15 protein-coding genes and 1 pseudogene are annotated in these 15,289 nt (G+C 61.9%); 7 read left to right on the top strand and 9 right to left on the bottom strand.

The genetic code is table 11. The features are described from left to right. Nucleotide 1 precedes the first annotated feature (1 nt). Nucleotides 2-1,072 (top strand): M48 family metalloprotease, encoded by a 1,071-nt coding sequence (locus AC1D10_RS34265; RefSeq protein ID WP_477279544.1) that lies wholly within the window; start codon nt 2-4, stop codon nt 1,070-1,072. Nucleotides 1,073-1,101: 29 nt separating this feature from the next. Here the strand turns inward: AC1D10_RS34265 and AC1D10_RS34260 are convergent, their stop codons facing one another. Both AC1D10_RS34260 and AC1D10_RS34255 read right to left on the bottom strand, forming a co-directional pair. Then, nucleotides 1,102-3,027 carry a hypothetical protein gene (locus AC1D10_RS34260; protein ID WP_477279542.1) on the bottom strand — a complete coding sequence of 642 codons (1,926 nt, stop codon included), beginning with the start codon at nt 3,025-3,027 and terminating at the stop codon, nt 1,102-1,104. Between the two features lie 74 nt (nt 3,028-3,101). Then, entirely contained in the window at nt 3,102-4,637 is a 1,536-nt protein-coding gene (locus tag AC1D10_RS34255) for an NAD(P)H-hydrate dehydratase (RefSeq protein WP_477279540.1), read from the bottom strand. A 359-nt stretch (nt 4,638-4,996) separates the two neighbouring features. Between AC1D10_RS34255 and AC1D10_RS34250 the strand changes: the two genes are divergently transcribed. The 5 genes and pseudogenes from AC1D10_RS34250 (at nt 4,997) to AC1D10_RS34230 (ending at nt 7,908) form a co-directional block, all read left to right on the top strand. After that, nucleotides 4,997-5,335 carry a P-II family nitrogen regulator gene (locus AC1D10_RS34250; RefSeq protein ID WP_006205430.1) on the top strand — a complete coding sequence of 113 codons (339 nt, stop codon included), beginning with the start codon at nt 4,997-4,999 and terminating at the stop codon, nt 5,333-5,335. 63 nt (nt 5,336-5,398) lie between these two features. Beyond that, nucleotides 5,399-6,808, top strand: a complete 1,410-nt coding sequence (glnA, locus tag AC1D10_RS34245; RefSeq protein ID WP_379097757.1) for a type I glutamate--ammonia ligase — start codon at nt 5,399-5,401, stop codon at nt 6,806-6,808. 734 nt (nt 6,809-7,542) lie between these two features. After that, nucleotides 7,543-7,671: a P1 family peptidase gene (locus tag AC1D10_RS34240; protein ID WP_477279537.1), complete on the top strand. Its 129-nt coding sequence runs from the start codon at nt 7,543-7,545 to the stop codon at nt 7,669-7,671. Beyond that, nucleotides 7,637-7,714: pseudogene (locus AC1D10_RS34235) on the top strand (hypothetical protein); the annotation flags it as partial. The gene AC1D10_RS34240 and the pseudogene AC1D10_RS34235, both read left to right, overlap by 35 nt. Before the next feature lie 14 nt (nt 7,715-7,728). Continuing rightward, entirely contained in the window at nt 7,729-7,908 is a 180-nt protein-coding gene (locus AC1D10_RS34230) for a P1 family peptidase (RefSeq protein ID WP_477279535.1), read from the top strand. Between the two features lie 96 nt (nt 7,909-8,004). Here AC1D10_RS34230 and AC1D10_RS34225 read toward each other — a convergent pair whose 3' ends face one another. Beyond that, a complete protein-coding gene (locus tag AC1D10_RS34225; protein WP_477279533.1) occupies nt 8,005-9,045 on the bottom strand; it encodes a glutamine synthetase beta-grasp domain-containing protein in 1,041 nt (346 codons plus the stop codon). A gap of 316 nt (nt 9,046-9,361) precedes the next feature. Here AC1D10_RS34225 and AC1D10_RS34220 point away from each other — a divergent pair, with 316 nt between their 5' ends. Next, entirely contained in the window at nt 9,362-9,559 is a 198-nt protein-coding gene (locus tag AC1D10_RS34220; RefSeq protein ID WP_379097749.1) for a DUF2735 domain-containing protein, read from the top strand. Nucleotides 9,560-9,646: 87 nt separating this feature from the next. Here AC1D10_RS34220 and AC1D10_RS34215 read toward each other — a convergent pair whose 3' ends face one another. The 6 genes from AC1D10_RS34215 to AC1D10_RS34190 all read right to left on the bottom strand — a co-directional run bounded on the left by AC1D10_RS34215 (nt 9,647) and on the right by AC1D10_RS34190 (nt 15,274). Next, nucleotides 9,647-11,536: an MFS transporter gene (locus tag AC1D10_RS34215; RefSeq protein WP_477279531.1), complete on the bottom strand. Its 1,890-nt coding sequence runs from the start codon at nt 11,534-11,536 to the stop codon at nt 9,647-9,649. A gap of 193 nt (nt 11,537-11,729) precedes the next feature. Then, the gene (locus AC1D10_RS34210) at nt 11,730-12,521 is read right to left on the bottom strand and encodes an ATP12 family chaperone protein (RefSeq protein ID WP_477279529.1); all 792 of its coding nucleotides are present in this window, start codon (nt 12,519-12,521) and stop codon (nt 11,730-11,732) included. Between the two features lie 12 nt (nt 12,522-12,533). Beyond that, a complete protein-coding gene (locus AC1D10_RS34205) occupies nt 12,534-13,451 on the bottom strand; it encodes a DMT family transporter (RefSeq protein WP_477279527.1) in 918 nt (305 codons plus the stop codon). Between the two features lie 2 nt (nt 13,452-13,453). After that, the gene (locus AC1D10_RS34200) at nt 13,454-14,434 is read right to left on the bottom strand and encodes an RluA family pseudouridine synthase (RefSeq protein WP_023757961.1); all 981 of its coding nucleotides are present in this window, start codon (nt 14,432-14,434) and stop codon (nt 13,454-13,456) included. A 61-nt stretch (nt 14,435-14,495) separates the two neighbouring features. Further along, nucleotides 14,496-14,870 (bottom strand): fluoride efflux transporter CrcB, encoded by a 375-nt coding sequence (gene crcB / locus AC1D10_RS34195; RefSeq protein ID WP_477279525.1) that lies wholly within the window; start codon nt 14,868-14,870, stop codon nt 14,496-14,498. A 32-nt stretch (nt 14,871-14,902) separates the two neighbouring features. Continuing rightward, on the bottom strand, nt 14,903-15,274 hold the full coding sequence (locus tag AC1D10_RS34190; protein WP_477279523.1) for a DUF779 domain-containing protein: 372 nt from the start codon (nt 15,272-15,274) through the stop codon (nt 14,903-14,905). Between the last annotated feature and the right edge of the window lie 15 nt (nt 15,275-15,289).

Genomic DNA, 15,289 nt, shown 5'->3' with positions numbered 1-15,289 from the left:
GATGTCGCGTCTGGTCCTTTCTATGGGAACGAGCTTCGGCAGGTTTGCCATCCTGCTTTTTGCCCTGCCGCTTTTCTGCCCTGTGCTGCTGTGGCTGTTGTTGCTCGACCGAAATCCGCTCGCGGTTATCGCGGGCGGGGTTATCGCCATACCGGCCGCAATGCTGGCTTTTGTTCTGTTGATCGGAGCATTGTTCGCCGGCTTTCGATCCAGCCAGGTACAAGGCATCTCCCAGCACTCGGCTCCCAAATTGTGGGCTGTGTGGGAAGGTGTTGCTGGCAAACATCGTGCCGGCCGAACAACGATCGTGCTGAGCGACAACCTCAACGCCAGTATAGGGGAAGAGCGTCCGTTTCTCGGCCTGCTTGGTCGTCGGGTGATCTTGACGGTCGGTATTCCGTTGCTTGCGGTGACCGACGACAAGGCGTTTGCGGCGATCTTGGCCCATGAGGACGCGCATCTGAGAAACAGAGATACAAACGGCGGACTCAATCTTGCCGAACTCGACAAAAGCTTCGACTTGATCTTCGACTACGCCCCTCCGGGGAGGACCGTTTCCGGCAGTTTGTTTTACTGGTTGCTCAGTCCACTGTCATCCGCCATGGAACGCGAAGGAATACGGTTGTCACGACGGGCGGAGATCGATGCCGATCGTCATGCAGCGACGTCCGGCGATGCATACCAGGCAGCGCGTGCGCTGCTGCTGATCGGCGCAGCCGACGCGTTCTTCGAGCATCGGGTTTATGATCCACTCAAGCGTGAATTGCTTGGCACGATGGTTCCACCTCCTCCACCGCTCGATAGAGTTTTGAGGGCAGCCAAGGAACTGTCGAGCCACTCCATCCTGCAAGAGTATGCTCAAAGGGCCTGGGATGCCCCAGACAACGAAAGTGCCGATCATCCGCCATGGTCCGAACGTTTGGCTGCGCTCGGATATAGCTCGGTCCCTGCGATGGAGCCGGTTTTGGTTTCAGCCCTTTCCAGCCTTTTGAGCAATGAAGTTGTTACCGAGCGCGTTCATCATTTCGATGGTGAATGGACATCGAAGGTCGCCGACCATCTTGATCGATAGATAGCCACCCGGATTGTTTCTGGGAGCGGCTACTCCTCTTCCGCCGCGCCAAATCCTGCCCCCATGGTGGCACGGACGGAACTGCCCCAGGGCGTCGCGTGGTTGTCGATGCGCATCTGGAAGATGAAATAGGTCGGCGAGCAGAAGCCGATACCCTTGATCTTACCGATGCCAGGCGTATCGGGCGGCAGCGACTGGCACATATAGTCCTCGCGGCAGAAATGATCGGCCGAACAGGTCGGCCGGTTGCCGCGATTGACGGCGCCGCCAAGGCATTGGTCGAAATTGTTGGTGGCCACGCAGATGTCAAATTTCTTGCCGCCGACCAGCCCGCAGATCTCGTTCGGCATCGGCTTGCCGGCTTTGAAGGCCGCGAAGACCCGGTCCTTGTCGTCGCAGCCGCGATAGGCGATGCCGGCAGGAACGCCGATCTTCGGCGGACGGCAGGTGTAGGCGGTGCGCGACACATCCGGCGCGAAGGCTGCCAACTGGCCTGATATGCTGTAGCGGTCGTTGAAAGGCTGCTCAGCGTTGCTGGCGATCGAGCCGGTCAGGCAGGGATGGCCGGAAAACATCTCAGGGCTGTCCTTGGGCAGCAGGCATTGCGCCAGCTTGGTCCGCACGCCCGATGCCGTCGCCAGTGGCGTGCAGACCGTGCCGCCACCGCACTGCCAGGTCCCGCCAAAACGGGCGGCATCTTCCGGCATCAGGCACGGCATGGCCATCTCGGCCGGCGCGTAGTCGACCGCGCCGGCGTCCGTCCAGGCAGCCGGCGGTGCAAAGGAGAGCGGCCGGAAGCGGTTCGGCTCCTTGCCTTGCGCCATGGCGCGCAACCAAGCCTCGCGGCGCGGGATTTCGGCATGAAGATGCGGCGAAATGCCAACCTCGATGCGGTTGAGCGGCGACGTCGTTTTGTCGTCGAGCCCTATGAAATGGAAACCGGCAGTGGAACCAGCCTGATGGCACCCCTGGCAGGCGCCATTGTCCAGCCGCTCGACCAGCGCTTCCGGCGTGCGCAGCAGTTTCAGCCCGGAATAATCGAGCGATGCGAATTCCTCGGGCTGAAGCAGCGGCGTGAACGGGTGGTTGGCCTGCCGCGCACTGCCGAAGGTCGACCAGGAGATGACCTTCCTGGCCAGGAATTCGTCGGGGATTTCGTAGACGCCTTCGTCGACCGCCGGCAGGTTGGCGCTGACATAGGCGGCGAGCCTTGTCTTCAGCGCCGCGTCTTGCGAGAGCCGTGCGGTGTCGGGCGTGTTCTCCAGCGGCTTCTCGCTGACCGTCCCGCCATCGATGCCGAATATCCGCATGAGATAGGCTGCCTGGCCGCCGAACTCGGTTTCCTGGCCGGAGGGAAAGCGCACCACCTGTGCGTTGAGTTCCAACTGCTTGAAGGTCAGCCCGGTTTTCTCCAGCGGTCCGCCGGTCAGCCAGCCGGCATCGACGGTCTCGTCAAGCTGTGGCGTCCAGCGTCCGGCAACGCCGACGCAGCCGCCGTCGGCATCGGGCGCCGCGCTGTAGACGGCGTTGAAATTGAACGGCAGGCGCGACGCCAACAGCTTGCCATTTTTCCGAAAACTGTAGGCAAGGCGGTAGATAAAGCGCACCTCGCCGCAGCTCTTGTCACCCAGCACGGCGGCGAAGTCGTGACGATCGAGCCGGTTGACGACGCCGACCAGCCGGAAGCGGGCGGCATCGGTCTTCAGCCAGCGCATGTCCATGATGCGGCCGACATTGCCGTCGGTGACCTCGTAGAGCGGCCGCCCGCCGGCCTTCATGTCGGCGCGCAGCGCGACGACATCGGCCGCCACAGTGTCGACGACAGCGTGATAGGCCGGCGCCTTGTCGTAGAGAGCTTTCAGATCGCCCGCGCCCGCCGCGCCAAACATCTCGGCAAAGCCATAGCCCTTGGCATCGAGCGCGGCGAGCACCGCCGGATCATCGACGATCGTCACTGGACCTTCGGCGCGCGCTGCCGACGCAACGAAGACAGCAAGGAGGGTGGCTAGCAACAGAGCCAGGGCGCGGCTCATCGAGCGGCCGAACGCGCTTCGACCAGTTCGCGCAGCACCGGCACCAGCGCCAGCGGCAGATCCTCGGCGATCAGCCCCCCCGGCCCGAAGCGGCTGCCGGCCTCGGCATGGATCCACACCGCGGCGCAGGCCGCTTCGAACGCCGGCATGCCTTGGGCAAGCAGCCCGGCGGTGATGCCGGACAGCACGTCGCCCGACCCGGCGGTGGCTAGCCATGGCGCGCCATTGGCGTTGATCGCCGCCCGGCCGTTCGGTGCCGCGATCACCGTGTCGGCACCCTTGTAGACGATTGTTGCATTGGCACGCGCGGCGGCCGCACGCGCCTTGGCGAGCTTGGAGGACGCGCCGTCATCGGCGATATCGGGAAACAGCCTGGCGAACTCCCCTTCGTGCGGCGTCATCACCAGGGCCGGCGCGCCGGGTTGGCGAGAAGCTTCGAACAGGACGTCCGGCGCCTCACGAAAAGAGGTGATCGCGTCGGCATCGAACACGAGGCCGTCAATCCGGGTTGACGTATCCCTTGGCTGGGCACGGCTGAGTAGCGCGAGTGCAAATTGCCGCGTCTTTTCGCCAATGCCGAAACCGGGCCCGAGAACAAAAGCCGACGGCCGGCGTTCGTCGATGAACGAGGCGATGTCGACGCTGTCATCGGCCTTGCGCAGCATGATCGAGGTAAGATGCACAGCGTTTACCTGCACGGCATTGGCCGGCGACAGCACGGTGACCGCCCCTGCCCCGCTTCTCGCGGCGGCTAGTGCCGACAGCCGTGCCGCGCCGGTAGCGCTCGGACCGCCGGAAAAGACGCCGACATGGCCGCGCTTGTATTTGTGTGCGTCCACCGCCGGCACGGGAAATTCCCGCAACCACAGGTCCGGCACATTCTCAAAAGTCGACACGGCGAGCTGGGCGATGACGATGTCGTCGATGCCGATATCGGCGAGCACGGTTTCACCACATTGCTCTCGTCCCGGGAGCAGCAGGTGGCCCGGCTTTTTCCGCGCGAAGGTCACGGTGACCTCGGCGTGAAACGCTCTGCCCAATATTGCGCCGCTGGCTCCTGAGACACCCGATGGCAGGTCGACCGCGACCACAGGCAGGCGCAGAGCTGTTGCAGTGTCAACGGCTTTCGCGGCATCGCCGGCCAGCGGCTTGGACAGCCCTGCCCCGTAAAGCGCGTCGACGACAATCGAGCCGGCCTCGGCGGCAAAATACGACAGTGGCCGAGGCTTGACCGGGCATTGCGCGGCGGCGAGCGCCGCATCGCTTTGCGGCCTCGGCGTGCCGCTGGCCCAGATCGTCGTGCCGACGCCGGCCTCGGCCAGCAACCGCGCGACGACATAGCCATCACCGCCATTGTTGCCGGGGCCGCACAGCACGTGCACTCGCGTCGCGGCGGGATAACGCGCCAGGACCACCGCTGCGACCGCTTCGCCGGCTCTTCGCATCAGGCCGATACCATCGGTTGGACCGGCGGCAATCGTCAGCCGATCGGCCTCGCTCATTTCGGCGGGGGAAAGAAGTTCGTTGCTCATGGATTGCCGATCCGCATTCGATCAAGCATTGTCCAATTTTCGATCCGAAGCAAACAAAGGGGAGTTGGCAAAATTTGCCGCCATATCGTCGGGAGGAAGGCTTCGCAGGCACAAAACTGCCCGCTGAATAGGCGATATGCCTAATTATTATGCGGACCCAGGTTCTGGCACTGTGTCGGCTCCAGCAGCCCATGCCGCACCTGATGCAGTGAATGACGCGAATTTGCATCCCGGTGCGGCGCGACTTTGAAATCGTATGAGACCGCTTCAAATTCGTCCAATTGGCACAGTTCGTGCTTGATGGAGGCGCAAGCGGGGGCTCACAACCCGTTTTTTTGGCAGTGGAGGCCACTTTTTACATGAAAAAGATCGAAGCGATCATCAAGCCATTCAAGCTGGACGAAGTGAAGGAAGCGCTTCAGGAGGCCGGACTGCAAGGCATCACGGTCACCGAGGCCAAGGGCTTCGGTCGCCAGAAGGGGCATACCGAGCTCTACCGCGGCGCTGAATATGTCGTCGATTTTCTGCCCAAGGTGAAGATCGAGGTCGTGCTCGGCGATGACGCGGTCGAAGGCGCGATCGAGGCCATCCGCAAGGCGGCCCAGACCGGCCGTATCGGCGACGGCAAGATCTTCGTCTCCAACATAGAGGAAGTCGTGCGAATCCGCACCGGCGAAACCGGCATGGACGCGGTCTGATCCACCCGGCAATCTTCTGAAAACGTCATCATCAAAAAACGTCATCAAACAGGGATAAATGACATGACGACAGCCAAAGACATCATGAAGCAGATCAAGGACAACGACGTGAAATTCGTCGACCTGCGCTTCACCGATCCGAAGGGCAAGCTGCAACACGTGACGATGGATGTCATCGAGGTCGAGGAAGACATGTTCGCCGATGGCGTGATGTTCGACGGCTCCTCGATTGCCGGCTGGAAGGCCATCAACGAGTCCGACATGGTGCTGATGCCCGATCCGGACACGGTTCATATGGATCCGTTCTTCGCGCAGTCGACCATGGTCATCCTGTGCGACATTCTCGATCCGGTTTCGGGCGAATCCTACAACCGCGATCCGCGCGGCACAGCCAAGAAGGCCGAGGCCTACATGAAGTCGGAAGGCATCGGCGACACCATCTATGTCGGCCCGGAAGCCGAATTCTTCGTGTTCGACGATGTGAAGTACAAGGCCGACCCGTACAACACCGGCTTCAAGCTCGATTCCACCGAACTGCCGTCGAACGACGACACCGACTACGAGACCGGCAATCTCGGCCACCGTCCGCGCATCAAGGGTGGCTATTTCCCGGTGCCGCCGATCGATTCCGCACAGGACATGCGCTCCGAGATGCTGACCGTGCTCGCCGAGATGGGCGTGCGCGTTGAAAAGCATCACCACGAGGTGGCTGCCGCCCAGCACGAACTCGGTATCAAGTTCGACACGCTGGTCCGCAACGCCGACAAGATGCTGATCTACAAGTATGTCGTGCACCAGGTCGCCAACGCCTATGGCAAGACGGCCACCTTCATGCCGAAGCCGATCTTCGGCGATAACGGTTCGGGCATGCACGTCCACCAGTCGATCTGGAAGAACGGCAAGCCGACCTTCGCCGGCAACGAATATGCCGGCCTGTCGGAAAGCTGCCTGTTCTACATCGGCGGCATCATCAAGCACGCCAAGGCGATCAACGCCTTCACCAACCCGCTTACCAATTCCTACAAGCGCCTGGTTCCGGGTTACGAAGCGCCGGTGCTGCTCGCCTATTCGGCGCGCAACCGCTCGGCGTCCTGCCGCATCCCGTTCGGCTCGTCGCCCAAGTCCAAGCGCGTCGAGGTCCGCTTCCCCGATCCGGGCGCGAACCCCTACCTCGCTTTCGCCGCCATGCTGATGGCCGGCCTCGACGGCATCAAGAACAAGATCCACCCCGGCCAGCCGATGGACAAGGATCTCTACGACCTGCCGCCGAAGGAACTGAAGAAGATCCCGACCGTCTGTGGTTCGCTGCGCGAAGCGCTGCAGAGCCTCGACAAGGATCGCGGCTTCCTGAAAGCCGGCGGCGTCTTCGACGACGACCAGATCGACAGCTACATCGAGCTGAAGATGGCCGAGGTGATGCGCTTCGAAATGACCCCGCATCCGGTCGAGTACGACATGTACTACTCGGTCTAAGATTCGATATACTATTCAAGCCCTTGAAAGATTTCCCTCTTTCAAGGGCTTTTTGCTGCGCCGATAGCCGCACATCCCGCCGATCAGTCGTGCTGCCGATTGGTCGCGCAACCGTTGGGCCGAGCATTGCGATTTGAATTTTCGACAATCGCTCGCATACCGGGGCTGATGAGCCCTTTGGCAGGCCCAGCACGCCGGTCTTGATGACGCGTGTCCCAGGCTTAGGCAATGTTCGGTGGACGATGAAGGGTGGCCATTCGGTCGCCAACATTAGAGCCAGGAGCGAGCGGAGCACTGCCTCAGGCTACAGTGACCGCTCGTCCGGCGCCCACGCCTATGCCGCCGTTCAAGTAAACCCCGCCCGTCCGAACAGCATTGCGTGACGTAACCCCAAGACTTGCGAAGTCGCATGCTGCACTGCGATCTGTCAACGCCGCTCATCGGAGGCGCGGATCGCCGATTTTGACGCTTGAACAGAGACTTATGCAATGGAGCGCAAGCAGGCGGAGTCGCCGAAACAGGCCATTTTCTGCGGTTTTTCGGGCTTTCATGGTCCGCGACACTGCCTCACAGAAAGCCGCGCACCAGTCCGGACCGTCACCTGACGACGGTCCTCGCAGCGATCTTTCCGCCTGACTTTTTTTGGGGGCTTTTGTCCAGCAAGGGCTCCCCACAAAAAGAACCCCGGCCTGGGCCGGGGGGTCCTACAGGAGCAGACCGTCGGAGGGACGTGGATGGCGCGCAACAAGCCTGCCATGACCAGCCAGTGGCTACTGCCGATGGTGGCGGAAACCTGGGACGGCTACCTCGATGACATCAACGGCCCGCATGTCACCGTCGACCACGCCATGGCGGCGAATTGACAGCGCTGCCGCCGGTAGCATCGAAGAGGGCTCGGTCGGCGGCGGCACGGGCATGAATTGCTACGCCTTCAAGGGCGGCTCGACGCTTTCTACGCCGCTGTGGTGCAGGCGACCGAGGAGGCCGTGCTCAACGCCTTGGTCGCGAACCAGGAGATGATTGGCCGCGACGGCAACCGCACACCTGCCCTGCCCCATGCGAAGGTCGTTGCTGCACTGAAGGCGCGTGGCATTGTCTGAGGACGGAGACACTGCGCCTTTCCCGCTCGATCCGGCATCTGCAACAAAAAAGCCCCGGCGCGAACGCCGGGGCTTTTTTCATCTATGCCGAAGCCCTTACGCCGCTGCTGAAACCTGGGCGCTCGCCGGTACCGAGGCGATCGTCTTCAGGATCTGCGAGGCGATCTGGTAGGGGTCGCCCTGCGAGTTCGGACGGCGGTCTTCCAGATAACCCTTGTAGTCGTTCTTGATGAAGGAATGCGGCACGCGGATCGAAGCACCGCGATCGGCGATGCCATAGCTGAACCTGTTCCACGGCGCGGTCTCATGCTTGCCGGTCAAACGCTTGTCATTGTCCGGGCCGTAGACGGCGATGTGATCCATCAGGTTCTTGTCAAAGGCTGCCATCAGCGCTTCGAAATAGGCCTTGCCGCCGACTTCGCGCATATAAGCGGTCGAGAAGTTGGCGTGCATGCCCGAGCCGTTCCAGTCGGTGTCGCCGAGCGGCTTGCAGTGGTATTCGATGTCGATGCCGTATTTCTCGGTCAGGCGCTGCATCAGGTAGCGGGCCATCCACATCTGGTCGGCGGCCTTTTTGGAGCCCTTGCCGAAAATCTGGAATTCCCACTGGCCCTTGGCCACTTCGGCGTTGATGCCTTCGTGGTTGATGCCGGCGGCGAGGCAGAGGTCGAGATGCTCCTCAACGATCTGGCGCGCGACAGAGCCGACATTGGAGTAGCCGACGCCGGTGTAGTACGGGCCCTGAGGCGCGGGATAGCCGCTCTCTGGGAAGCCGAGCGGGCGGCCGTCCTTGTAGAAGAAATATTCCTGCTCGAAACCGAACCAAGCGCCCTCGTCGTCGAGGATGGTGGCGCGCTTGTTGGAGGCATGCGGCGTAACGCCATCGGGCATCATGACTTCGCACATCACGAGCACGCCGTTCGTGCGGGCCGGATCCGGATACACAGCGACCGGCTTCAGCACGCAGTCGGAACTGTGGCCCTCGGCCTGCATCGTCGACGAACCATCAAAGCCCCACAGCGGCAGCTGCTCGAGCGTCGGGAATTCGGCGAACTCCTTGATCTGCGTCTTGCCGCGGAGATTGGGGACCGGGGTGTATCCATCGAGCCAAATGTACTCGAGCTTGTATTTCGTCATTCTAGCCTCTCGTTGCTTGATCACCGAACACTGGACGGCGTCGACATGCGTCTGCCACCAGCAGCCGGTCTGCCGGATTACTAAAATGCAATTCGTGTGCCACTCTTGGTCTGGAGGGTGCGGCAAAATTGACGCGGCATTCGGTTGAAGTCGGCAAGCCGCCCAAGCAATGCGTCCGGATCAATCACAGTCGCAAAGCGCACAAATAATGGGCAAATGCTGATCTTTTCGTAGGCATATTGCCTAACTTGATTGCAGACCTTATCTTCGAGACAAGTTGAATCGACAAGGTTCGGCAGAAGAAAGGAGCCCGACAATGGAAATCATTTCCACGCGTCCGTCGGCCAAAATTCTGATGTTCCCGGCGGCAGCCCGCATCTCTGCCTCAAATTTAAGCGGCAAGGCTAAGTTTGCAGCAGAGCTTGCCTCGCTGCGCGGTGTTCGGGCGGATTTCGGTGACGGCTGGTATCACGAGGCGGCTATAGAGGACGCGAGGCAGGACCGGCAAAGCTAACCGCTGTCCTCGTCGCAATGTCGCCATGCATTGAAAAACCCGGCGCGATCGCTCGCGCCGGGTTTTTCGTTGGCTACCGATTATCGGTTACTGCTTGGTGTTCAGATCGGTTCCAAGCGTATCCCTGACAAAGATCATGCCGATGACCAGCGACATCGCGGCGATGATCACCGGATACCACAGACCATAGTAGATATCGCCCTTGTAGGCGCTGAGTGCGAACACGGTCGCCGGCAGCAGACCGCCGAACCAGCCATTGCCGATGTGATAGGGCAACGACATGCCGGTGTAGCGGATGCGGGTCGGGAACATCTCGACCAGGATCGCGGCAATCGGGCCGTAGACCATGGTCACGAACAGGACCAGGATGAACAGGATGCCGATCGTCATCGGCCAGTTGATCGCCGCCGGGTCGGCGAACATGGCGAAGGGGCCGCCACCCGGTATGTTGTAGACGGTGACTTCAGGGGCGCCCGCGGCCTCATCCTTGGTCAGGATCTTGTCCTTGATCGCCTGGTCGACCGGAACAGTCGCCTTCTCACCGGCGCGGATGGCGGCGGCATCGAGCTTCAACTCCGGATTGGCGGCGACAAAAGCATCGAGCTTCTGGTCCGACACTTTGATCGCTGCGCGCTTCAACGGATAGCCGCCGTCCTGCAGCGACATGTTGACGGCCTTGACGAAGGCGGCATCCTTGGCTTTCGCCTGATCGCCAGCGGCGATCGCATCGTAGGAGTCCACCGTTTCATTGCCGATCTTGACCGAAGCCGCAGTTCCTGCCGCAGCCGTCGACACCACGTCGTAGGGAACCGAGTTCTTGGTCAGGAACGAGGTCGCGATGTCGCAGGACGTCGTGAACTTCGCCGTGCCGACCGGATTGAACTGGAACCTGCAGTCGCCGGGTGCCGCCGTCACCGTTGCACGCGTGTTCTGCTGAGCCTTGGCGAGTGCCGGATTGGCCGACCAGGTCAGCGCCTTGAACAAGGGGAAGGTGCAGACGATCGCCAAAGCGAGACCCGCCATGATGATCGGCTTGCGGCCGATCTTGTCGGAGAGCCAGCCGAAGACGACGAAGAAGATCGAGCCGAGGGCGAGCGCAATGGCGATCATGATGTTGACCGATTGGGCTTCGACTTTGAGCACGTTCTGCAGGAAGAACAGCGCGTAGAACTGGCCATTGTACCAGACCACGGCCTGACCGGCGGTAAGGCCGAGCAGCGCCAGGATCGCGATCTTGGCATTCTTCCACTGGCCAAAGGCTTCCGAAAGCGGCGCCTTGGAACCCTTGCCTTCGTCCTTCATCTTCTGGAAGGTCGGCGACTCGGAGAGAGACAGCCGAATCCAGATTGAAACGGCAAGCAGCACGAAGGAGACGATAAAAGGAATGCGCCAACCCCAGGCGGCGTAGCTCTCCTTGGTCAGTGACGCCTGCACGATCAGGATGACGATCAGCGACAGGAAAAGGCCGAGCGTCGCCGTCGTCTGGATCCATGACGTGTAGAAACCACGGCGGTCATCAGGCGCATGCTCGGCGACATAGGTCGCCGCACCGCCATATTCACCACCGAGCGCCAGGCCCTGCAGCATGCGCAGGACAATCAGGATCACGGGAGCCGCGATGCCCAAAGTCGCATAACCAGGCAGCAGGCCGACCAGGAAGGTCGATAGGCCCATGATCGTCATGGTGACAAGGAATGTGTATTTGCGGCCGACAAGGTCGCCGATGCGGCCGAACAGCAGTGCGCCGAACGGGCGCACCAGGAAGCCGGCGGCGAACGCCAGCAGCGCGAAGATGTTGCGCGTCGCCTCCGGAATGGTTGGACTGAAAAAGGTCGAACCAATGAACACCGCCAGCGAACCGTAGAGATAGAAATCGTACCATTCGAAAACGGTGCCGAGCGAGGAAGCGAAGATGACCTTCTTCTCTTCCCGCGTCATGCCGCGGCTTGCTCCGCCGGCAGTCGATGCCATTGCCATAGAATTGTCCTCCCGTGAGACCCATTGCCTCGATGCTGCGTGTCATTGTCCGCGTTCTCCTCCGAACACAGACTCAAGCACAGCGATCACGGAAAAAATGACAGAAAGCGCGCGCCAATGTCAGGGCGTCTTTGGGATTATGACTTTGGTATTAGGTGCACTGCGGGATGCAACGGGGCAGCGCGGTGGAGCGTCAGCCCTTGATCGCTTCCAGCAGGCCGACGGCAGCGATCATGTCGCGCTTGCGTGCCGCGCGGCGCGCGACAGCCTCGGCGTCCTGTCCCCAATGCTCGATCTGCCAGTCCTCGTCGACATGGCCCGCGGCCCACGCACCCTCGGCATCGAGTTCGCCGAAATCGACAGCCAGCGCCAGCAGCGCCGAACCGGTCAGCGAGGTCATGACATGGATGGCGGCGAGCCGAAGCGGGTCGGCGCGCTGGGCAAGGTGGCTGCCCAGTATGGCAATAGCTTCGCGTGACTGCTCGACATGGATGATCCCCTCGGCGAGATTGAACCTTGCCCCGAGGCTGCCGCGCGCCCAATCGAGGACCGGGTCCCAATGTTCGTTCTGCCGCTCCACCAAGCCTTGCGGCGCGTCGGCGCGATAGCAGAGCAGATCGGACGAAGCGAAGCGCAGGATGTCTTCCAGCACCACCTGTGTATCGCTGGCGACACCATCGATGGCGGTGTTGACGAGGCGCATCACCGGCATCGTCACCGGGTTGATGGTTTCGCCTTGCGCGGCGAACTCGTCGGCGACGAGCGAAGCCGCCGCCTCGGTCGGCAGTGCCAGCAGCGCCTTGCCCGGCGTACGCACCGGCTTGCCGTCGAGATGCACGGCAAAGCCGCCTTCCACCTGTGCGACCGAGACGGTCTTGTAGAAGCGCTTCGGCAGATGCGTCTTCATCTGGATCTGGGCGCGGCGGACCGGATCCGGATCGGAAAGATATTTGCCCGCTTCGAGGTCGTTGAGGATGTCGCGCATAAAAAGTCTCTCTTACACGGGCGTCAGCTTGCGCACCGGCCGGTTGACGATGATCAGGCCGGCGGCAATCAGGCCAAGTGCCAGGAAAATGCGAATGGTCAGCGGCTCATTCAAGAACATGGCGCCGCACAGCACACCGAAAACCGGCGACAGGAAGGTGAAGCTGGACAGGCCGGACGCCGGATAGCGCCGCAGCAGCCAGAACCAGAGCACATAGGTGAAGGCGACGATGTAGACCGCCTGAAAAAGCAGGGCCAATGTCGGCAGCACGCTAGGGTCGCGAACGGGCGGACCGGCGAGAGGCAGCACCAGCACGCCGACGATTGCGGCTCCGGCGAGTTGATAGAGGAGCAGCTTCTCGGCGCTCGCCTCGACCAGCCTCGAGCGCTTGATGAGAATGTTGGTCAAAGCCCAGAAAAATCCGGAGCCCAGGCTCAGGAGATCGCCGAACAGCATGTCCCCGCCGCCGCCAAGCTTGTCGGAAAAGACCGCGGCGAGGCCGGCAAAGGCCAGCAGCAGGCCGAGGAACTTGCGCAAGGTGATCTGCTCGCCCAGCAGGAAGTGGCCGCCAATCAGCATCCAGAACGGCATTGTGTTGACCAGCAGCGTGTTGCGGGCAACGGTCGTGTGCTCCAGGCCGACATAAAGAAAAAGGAACTCGACGCCGAAAAGGGCGCCAACCGCGATGCCGGCGAGCAATGTCCCATCGCGCGTGAAAAGCGCGATGCCACGCCAGCGGCACCAGGCGAAGACGCACAAGCCGCCGATGATCGAGCGCGCGATCGACAGGAAGACAGGATCGTAACCGGCGTAGGAGATCTTGGCGGCGACGTAGTTCAGTCCCCAGGAAAACGTCAGGCCGACCATGATCGCGGCGGCCGCCAAGTCGACCGTGTCTCGCCGGTCGAGCGTATCGGTGGCGCCGCTCACGATCAGTCCTCCGCGCTGGCGTCGTCGAAGCCGATCAGGTTCCAGCTCTGGCGCATATGCGGCGGCATCGGTGCGGTAACATCGATAACGCCCTTGTCCGGGTGCGGAATGATGATGCGGCGCGCATGCAGATGCAGGCGGTTTTGTATGCCGCCGGGAAAATCCCAGTTGGTGTCGGCCTCGAAATATTTCGGGTCGCCGAGGATTGGGCAGCCGATATAGGCGGCATGGACACGAAGCTGGTGCGTGCGGCCGGTATAGGGCTCCATTTCAAGCCAGGTCATCGTCTGCGCCGCCTGCTCGATGATGCGGTAGTAGGACACAGCGTGGTCGGCGCCCTTTTCGCCATGCGCGGCGACGCGCACGCGATCGCCATCGGGCGTCGGCTCTTTGATCAGCCAGGTCGAGATCTTGTCCTCGCGCTTGGGCGGCACGCCCTTGACCAGCGCCCAATAGGTCTTCTTGGTCTCGCGGGCGCGAAACGCTTCGGCAAGCTTCATGGCGGCTAGCCGGGTGCGGGCGACGACCAGCACGCCCGAAGTGTCGCGGTCGAGCCGGTGGACAAGACGCGGCTTCTCGCCCTTCTGGTTGCGCCAGGCCTCCAGCATGTCGTCGACATTGCGGGTGACGCCCGAGCCGCCCTGCACCGCAAGGCCCGCCGGCTTGTTGAAGACGAAGACCTTGGGATCTTCATGGATCAGCATTTTCGCCAGAACGTCGGCATCGCCCTGATTGCGGATCGAGTGACCGGTCAGCGCACTCTCGCCCTTCTTGTCCACTTCCAGCGGCGGAACGCGGACCATCTGGCCGGGTTCGACACGGGTGTCGGCCTTGACACGGCCGCCATCGACGCGGATCTGGCCGGAGCGCAGCAGCTTTTGCAGGTGGCCGAAGCCGAGGCCCGGGAAATGGGTCTTGAACCAGCGGTCGAGCCGCATGCCCGCCTCGCCGGCCTCCACTGTGATTTGTTCAACGCCTGCCATATTTTTTCGCTTATCCGTTTCCCGAGCAGGGTTCGAGCCCACTCTCGGCGCGGCAATAACATTATGAAACGGTTCTTGCGAGCCAAAGTCCCAGAAACAGGGCGATAATGGCGCCAATGACGCTGGCAAGGGCATAAGCTAGCGCCGGCAGTGTGGCTCCACGCTCCCACAAGGTGGCGAAATCGAGCGAAAACGCGGAAAAGGTGGTGAAGCCGCCAAAGATGCCGGTGGCGACGAACAGCCTGAGCTCGTTCGAACCGCCGCGGCGCGCCAGGGTGGCGATGAATAGGCCCATGGCGAACGAGCCGATGATGTTGATGGCCATCGTGCCCCAGGGATAGTTAGGGCCGACAAGGCGCAGTGCGCCGATGTTGGTGAGATGACGAATGCCGGCGCCGATGCCGCCGCCGACCACAACGAGAAGCAGATTGAACATAACCGTTTACTGCCCCCACAAGGGCGGCCTGGTCAATCCCCAGTGCGTGCGGGCGCCGGCACGGCGCAGACAATCGAGCGCGTCAGGAATCGCCTCTCGCGCCCGTTGTCGAGCGAGAACATGCCGCCCCTGCCCGGCACCACGTCGATGATGAGATCGGTGTGCTTCCACACCTCATATTGCGAGGCGCTGATATAGACCGGCGTCTCGCCGATTTCGCCCAGCATGACATCATTGTCGCCGACGATGAAATCGCTTTGCGGATAACACATTGGCGAGGAACCATCGCAACAGCCGCCCGACTGGTGAAACAGCACCTGACCATGGTCGGCGATGATTTCGGCCAGAAAGGCCCGGGCCGCCGGCGTGGCCGAGACTTTTCCCAAGGAAGCTTTGTCGAGCATGCCGTCCTCCACCCC

It is taken from the genome of Mesorhizobium sp. P2_A8 (assembly GCF_056404935.1).
Note: the sequence above shows the minus strand (reverse complement) of the source record. Positions and strands in the feature narration are given on the sequence as shown.